This is a genomic window from Pseudomonas sp. F9001 (assembly GCF_013385435.1).
Taxonomy (GTDB): domain Bacteria; phylum Pseudomonadota; class Gammaproteobacteria; order Pseudomonadales; family Pseudomonadaceae; genus Aquipseudomonas.
Map to the genome: position 1 here is coordinate 365,219 of NZ_JACAPX010000024.1, position 6,277 is coordinate 371,495.

Consider the following 6,277-nt stretch of genomic DNA (forward strand, 5'->3'; position numbering starts at 1 on the left):
GTAACTTCGTTTAGAGGGCCGGCTTGATGCCACAGCCTTTGAGAATGATGTGGATCAGGTTGGTGCCGGCGTCTTCCATGTCCTGCTTGGTCAGCTTGGTGCGCCCGGTCACGCGGCAGATCTGGGTGGCAAAGTCGGCGTAATGCTGGGTGCTGCCCCACAGCAGGAAGATCAGGTGCACCGGGTCGATAGGGTCCATCTTGCCGGCGTCGATCCAGGCCTGGAATACCGCCGCACGGCCGCTGAACCAGGCGCGGTAGTCCTGGCTGAAATATTCGGTCAGGCACTCACCGCCGCTGATGATCTCCATCGCGAAGATCCGCGAGGCTTGTGGCTGGCGCCGGGAGAATTCCATCTTGGTGCGGATATAGCGGGTCAGGGCGGCCGCCGGGTCATCCTCGGCGGTCAGGGTGTTGAAGGTGCTGTCCCACAATTCGAGGATGTTGCTGAGCACCGCGATGTACAGGCCCAGCTTGTTGGTGAAGTAGTAGTGCAAGTTGGCTTTCGGCAACCCGGCACTCGCCGCGATGGTGTTCATGCTGGTGCCTTTGTAGCCATGACGGGCGAACTCGTCTTCGGCGGCCTGCAAAATCGCTTGTTCGTTCTTTTGGCGAATGCGGCTTGCAGGTTTTCCGGCGTGGTTGCTGTGGGCAGGAACTTCGAGGCTCATGGAGGTTTCCGTGCAGATCGATGAATGCGACGTGTGCACAGATAACCCACCCTCAAGCCCCAGACAAGTCCAGATACGATAAAACCCTTAAAGCGGCTCCAGAGTGTCGCTTTCCAGGGTCCGGTTTGCGGCATCCACGGGAGCCTTGGCTTCAGGTAGCAGCAGGCACAATACGATGGCGGTCAGGCCGCCGCTGGTGATGGCCGAGTCGAACAGGTTCTGCACCAGGGTTGGCATCAGGTGCAGCAGGTTCGGTTGCGCCGCGATCCCCAGGCCGACGCCGAACGAGGTGGCGATGATCAGCATGCTGCGCCGATCCAGCGGGGCCTGGGCGAGAATGCGCACGCCGGCCGCCGCTACGCTGCCGAACATCACCAGGGTTGCGCCGCCCAGCACCGGCTTGGGGATTTGCTGCAGCACCGCACCAATCAACGGAAACAGCCCGAGGCAAAACAGTACCGCGCCGATGTACAAGCCGACGTAACGGCTGGCCACGCCGGTCAGCTGGATCACGCCGTTGTTCTGGGCGAATGTGGTGTTGGGAAAGGCACTGAAGGTGGCTGCGATCATGCAACTGATGCCATCTCCCAGTACGCCACCCTTGAGTCGGCTTATATAGGAAGGGCCGCTGATGGGCTGGCGGGCGATCATGCAATTGGCAGTGAGGTCGCCGACGGTTTCGATGGTGCTGATCAGATAAATCAGTGCTACCGGCAGGAAAGCGCTCCAATCGAAATTGAAACCGAAGTGGAACGGTGTAGGCAGGCTGATCAATGGCAAGTCAGGCAAGGCTTGGGGCACCAACTTGCCGCTGAACCAGGCGGCGAGGCTGCCCAGTGCGAGGCCGATGATGATGGCGGAGAGCCGTACCCATGGCGTGTTCGAGCGGTTGAGCAGGATGATGGTCAGTACCACGAACAGGCCGAGTGCCAGGTTGGTTGGCGCGCCGAAGTCCGGGGCATTGAAGCCGCCTCCAAGGTCAGTGATGCCGACCTTGATCAGGCTGATGCCGATCAGTGTGATGACGATGCCGGTCACCAGCGGCGTGATTACCCTTTTGAGCTGACCGATGAAACGGCTCAACACGACCTGCACTGCGGCGCCGAAGAAGCAGATACCGAAAATCATCGCCAGGATGTCTTCCGGGCTGCCGCCGCGTTGCTTGACCAGAAACCCGGCCGACAATACGGCGCCGAGAAACGCGAAGCTGGTGCCTTGCAGGCAGATCATCCCGGCGCCAATGCCAAACGGCCTGCGCGCCTGGATGAAGGTGCCCACACCGGAAACCATCAATGCCATGCTGATCAGGTAGGGCAGGTGGGCGGTCAGGCCCAGGGTAGAGCCGATGATCAGCGGCGGGGTGATGATGCCGACGAAGGCAGCCAACACATGCTGCAACGCGGCAAGCAATGCAGGCAAAGGTTTGGGCCGATCGTTGAGGCCGTAGATCAGGTCGCTGGGGGTGTTGGATTCTGGCGGCATGGCGGGGAACTCATGGCTGACGGTTCGAGATCCCCTTGTCTTGCAAAAAGCTGTCCAGTTGCTCAGGTTTTTATGTAAGGCCCGTGTTAGCGCGTTGCGGCCAGACTTTCGAGGAAGCTTTCCAGCACCAAATGAGGGCGACGGCCCTTGCGCGTGACCGAAGCGAGGCTCAAATCGTAAAAACGTGTAGCCGGTTTCAGCGCGCGCAGTCGGCCTTGTTGTACCCACAGGCTGGCGTAGTGGTCGGGCAGGTAGCCGATGTAGCGGCCGGTCAGGATCAGGAAGGCCATGCCCTCGCGGTCCGAGGCACTGGCGGTGCAATTGAGTGCCTGGTAGTGCGCCTGGATATCCGCGGGCAGGCGGAAGGTCGGGGCGATGGCGTCCTGGCTGTTGACGCGGTCGTCGTCCAGTTGCTTGTCGTCGGCGTAAAACAGCGGGTGGCCCACTGCGCAATAGAGCAGCGAGCGTTCGCTGTACAGCGGCTGGTATTCAAGTCCCGACAAGGCGCTGGCCTGGGGGACTACGCCGACATGCAGGCGGCCGTCGAGCACCCCTTGTTCGACTTCATTGGGGGCGATCATGCGGATCTGGATCTGTACGTCCGGGCCGCGTTCCTTCAACTGTGCCAGGGCGTGGGTGATACGCATGTGGGGCAGGGTGACCAGGTTGTCGGTCAGGCCGATGATCAGTTCGCCGCGCAAGTGTTGGTGCAGGCCGTTGACCTCGGTGCGAAAACTTTCCAGGGCGCTGAGCAGCTGCAACGCCGACTGGTACACCTCGCGTCCCTCCTCGGTCAGGGAAAACCCCGCCCGCCCGCGTTGGCACAGGCGCAGGCCAAGGCGCTGTTCAAGATCACTCATTTGCTGGCTGATGGCCGAGCGGCCAATCCCCAGTACGGTTTCCGCCGCCGAGAAGCCACCGCACTCCACCACGCTGCGAAAGATGCGCAACAGTCGGATATCGAAGTCGCTGACTTGGGCCAGAGGGTCGGGTCGACGGCTGCTCATAGTTTAGTGAAGGCCTGACTGAAGGTTAGAAGAGTTGGATTTCACCGACTTTATCCCCGTGGCAATTTAGCTGCAACAACGCTTTTCAATCCCGACGCTGCCTTTTGCCTTGCGAGGTTTTGCTCATGAACATGCCCGAAAACGCTCCGTCCACCCTGGCCAGCCAACTGAAGCTGGACGCGCACTGGATGCCGTACACCGCCAACCGTAACTTCCATCGTGACCCGCGCCTGATCGTGGCGGCCGAAGGCAGCTGGTTGACCGATGACAAGGGGCGCAAGGTGTATGACTCGCTGTCGGGTCTGTGGACCTGCGGCGCCGGGCACACTCGCAAGGAAATCCAGGAAGCGGTCTCCAAGCAGTTGGGTACGTTGGACTACTCGCCGGGCTTCCAATACGGTCATCCGTTGTCGTTCCAGCTGGCAGAAAAGATTACCGACCTGACCCCGGGTAACCTGAACCATGTGTTCTTCACCGACTCCGGCTCCGAGTGTGCCGATACCGCGGTGAAGATGGTGCGTGCGTACTGGCGCCTGAAAGGCCAGGCGACCAAGACCAAGATGATCGGCCGTGCCCGTGGTTATCACGGCGTGAACATCGCCGGTACCAGCCTGGGCGGCGTGAACGGTAACCGTAAGATTTTTGGTCAGGGGCTGATGGATGTTGACCATCTGCCTCACACCCTGCTGGCGAGCAATGCGTTCTCCCGTGGCATGCCGGAGCTGGGCGGGATTGCCTTGGCGGACGAGCTGCTCAAGCTGATCGAGTTGCACGATGCGTCGAACATCGCTGCGGTGTTTGTTGAACCGATGGCGGGCTCTGCCGGCGTGCTGGTTCCGCCGCAGGGTTACCTGAAGCGTCTGCGTGAGATCTGCGATCAGCACAACATCCTGTTGGTGTTCGATGAAGTGATCACCGGCTTCGGTCGTACCGGTTCGATGTTTGGTGCTGACAGCTTCGGTGTGACCCCGGACCTGATGTGCATTGCCAAGCAAGTCACCAACGGCGCGATCCCGATGGGCGCGGTGATTGCCAGCACCGAGATTTATCAGACGTTCATGAATCAGGCGACGCCTGAGTACGCGGTGGAATTCCCGCACGGCTACACCTACTCGGCCCACCCGGTTGCCTGCGCGGCTGGCTTGGCGGCACTCGACCTGCTGCAGAAGGAAAACCTGGTGCAGAGCGTGGCCGAAGTCGCACCGCATTTCGAGAATGCCCTGCACGGCCTGAAGGGCAGCAAGAACGTGATCGACATTCGTAACTATGGCCTGGCCGGTGCGATCCAGATTGCCCCGCGTGATGGTGATGCCATCGTGCGTCCGTTCGAAGCGGGCATGGCCTTGTGGAAAGCCGGCTTCTATGTGCGCTTTGGCGGCGACACCCTGCAGTTCGGCCCAACCTTCAACAGCAAGCCGCAGGACCTGGATCGCTTGTTCGATGCGGTCGGCGAAGTGCTGAACAAGATCGACTGATTTCTCCTTCTATATAGAGCAACTTTTCAGGAGCCCTGCATGAGCCTCATCCAGCATTTGATCAACGGCCAATTGGTCACCGAAAACGGTCGCACTGCCGACGTGTACAACCCGTCGACTGGCCAGGTGATTCACCAGGTGCCGTTGGCCAGCCGTGAAACCATTCAAAGCGCCATCGATTCGGCCAAGGCGGCTTTCCCGGCCTGGCGTAACACGCCACCGGCCAAGCGTGCCCAGGTGATGTTTCGTTTCAAGCAATTGCTTGAGCAGAACGAAGCGCGTATCTCCCAGCTGATCAGCGAAGAGCATGGCAAGACCCTGGAAGATGCGGCCGGTGAGCTCAAGCGCGGGATCGAGAACGTGGAGTACGCGTGCTCGGCGCCGGAAATCCTCAAGGGCGAGTACAGCCGTAACGTTGGCCCGAATATCGATGCCTGGTCTGACTTCCAGCCGTTGGGTGTGGTGGCCGGTATTACGCCGTTCAACTTCCCGGCGATGGTGCCGTTGTGGATGTATCCGCTGGCGATCGTCTGCGGTAACTGCTTCATCCTCAAGCCGTCGGAGCGTGATCCAAGCTCGACGCTGCTGATTGCACAACTGTTGCAGGAAGCTGGCTTGCCTAAAGGCGTGCTGAGTGTGGTGCATGGCGATAAAGGCGCGGTGGATGCGTTGATCGAAGCGCCGGAAGTCAAGGCGTTGAGCTTTGTCGGCTCGACGCCGATCGCCGAGTACATCTATTCCGAAGCCACCAAGCGCGGCAAGCGTGTACAGGCGTTAGGCGGGGCGAAGAACCATGCGGTGCTGATGCCGGATGCGGATCTCGATAACGCTGTCAGTGCCTTGATGGGCGCGGCGTATGGTTCTTGCGGTGAGCGTTGCATGGCGATCTCTGTTGCCGTGTGTGTCGGCGACCAGGTGGCTGACGCATTGGTCGCCAAGCTGGTGCCGCAGATCAAGGCGCTGAAGATTGGTGCGGGCACCACGTGTGGATTGGACATGGGGCCGCTGGTCACTGGCCAGGCGCGCGATAAAGTCAGTGGCTATATAGAGGACGGCGTTTCTTCGGGTGCTGAGTTGGTCGTCGATGGTCGTGGCCTGAGTATTGCCGGTAATGAAGATGGCTTCTTCCTGGGGGGCAGTTTGTTCGACCGCGTGACCCCGCAGATGCGCATCTATAAGGAAGAGATCTTCGGGCCGGTGCTGTGTGTGGTTCGGGTGAACAGCCTGGAAGCGGCCATGCAGTTGATCAACGATCACGAGTACGGCAACGGCACCTGTATCTTCACCCGTGACGGTGAGGCGGCGCGGTTGTTCTGTGACGAGATTGAAGTGGGTATGGTTGGCGTCAACGTGCCGTTGCCGGTGCCGGTGGCTTATCACAGCTTTGGTGGCTGGAAGCGCTCGCTGTTTGGCGACTTGCATGCCTATGGGCCGGATGGGGTGCGGTTCTATACGCGTCGCAAGGCGATTACCCAGCGCTGGCCGCAACGGGCCAGTCATGAGGCGTCGCAGTTTGCCTTTCCTAGCTTGTAGGTTCGGTAAGTAGAAGGCCGGCCCCTTGGGGCCGGCCTTTGCTTTTCAGGGCTTTTTTGACCGATATGACAGTATTGTGAAAAAAGGTGTTGACGGCAGATTCTGGAAGT

The 6,277-nt window shown here is 60.2% G+C and carries 5 protein-coding genes; 2 read left to right on the top strand and 3 right to left on the bottom strand.

Going from position 1 to position 6,277, the window contains the following annotated elements; all coding sequences use genetic code 11:
* Positions 1–10: 10 nt before the first annotated feature.
* The 3 genes from HX818_RS23295 to HX818_RS23305 all read right to left on the bottom strand — a co-directional run bounded on the left by HX818_RS23295 (position 11) and on the right by HX818_RS23305 (position 3,159).
* Positions 11–670, bottom strand: a complete 660-nt coding sequence (locus HX818_RS23295) for a TetR/AcrR family transcriptional regulator (protein WP_003211175.1) — start codon at positions 668–670, stop codon at positions 11–13.
* A gap of 87 nt (positions 671–757) precedes the next feature.
* Positions 758–2,152 carry a uracil-xanthine permease family protein gene (locus tag HX818_RS23300; protein ID WP_003211176.1) on the bottom strand — a complete coding sequence of 465 codons (1,395 nt, stop codon included), beginning with the start codon at positions 2,150–2,152 and terminating at the stop codon, positions 758–760.
* Between the two features lie 86 nt (positions 2,153–2,238).
* Positions 2,239–3,159 carry a LysR family transcriptional regulator gene (locus HX818_RS23305; protein ID WP_087693467.1) on the bottom strand — a complete coding sequence of 307 codons (921 nt, stop codon included), beginning with the start codon at positions 3,157–3,159 and terminating at the stop codon, positions 2,239–2,241.
* 125 nt (positions 3,160–3,284) lie between these two features.
* Between HX818_RS23305 and HX818_RS23310 the strand changes: the two genes are divergently transcribed.
* Together HX818_RS23310 and HX818_RS23315 are read left to right on the top strand one after the other, a co-directional pair.
* The gene (locus HX818_RS23310; protein ID WP_008430786.1) at positions 3,285–4,634 is read left to right on the top strand and encodes an aspartate aminotransferase family protein; all 1,350 of its coding nucleotides are present in this window, start codon (positions 3,285–3,287) and stop codon (positions 4,632–4,634) included.
* 39 nt (positions 4,635–4,673) lie between these two features.
* Positions 4,674–6,167 carry a CoA-acylating methylmalonate-semialdehyde dehydrogenase gene (locus tag HX818_RS23315; RefSeq protein WP_003211182.1) on the top strand — a complete coding sequence of 498 codons (1,494 nt, stop codon included), beginning with the start codon at positions 4,674–4,676 and terminating at the stop codon, positions 6,165–6,167.
* Positions 6,168–6,277: the final 110 nt, after the last annotated feature.

What these genes read in the sequence shown, in the direction of transcription:
- HX818_RS23295 (WP_003211175.1), bottom strand. Translation starts at nt 670, where the DNA reads ATGAGCCTCGAAGTTCCTGCCCACAGCAACCACGCCGGAAAACCTGCA.
- HX818_RS23300 (WP_003211176.1), bottom strand. Translation starts at nt 2,152, where the DNA reads ATGCCGCCAGAATCCAACACCCCCAGCGACCTGATCTACGGCCTCAAC.
- HX818_RS23305 (WP_087693467.1), bottom strand. Translation starts at nt 3,159, where the DNA reads ATGAGCAGCCGTCGACCCGACCCTCTGGCCCAAGTCAGCGACTTCGAT.
- HX818_RS23310 (WP_008430786.1), top strand. Translation starts at nt 3,285, where the DNA reads ATGAACATGCCCGAAAACGCTCCGTCCACCCTGGCCAGCCAACTGAAG.
- HX818_RS23315 (WP_003211182.1), top strand. Translation starts at nt 4,674, where the DNA reads ATGAGCCTCATCCAGCATTTGATCAACGGCCAATTGGTCACCGAAAAC.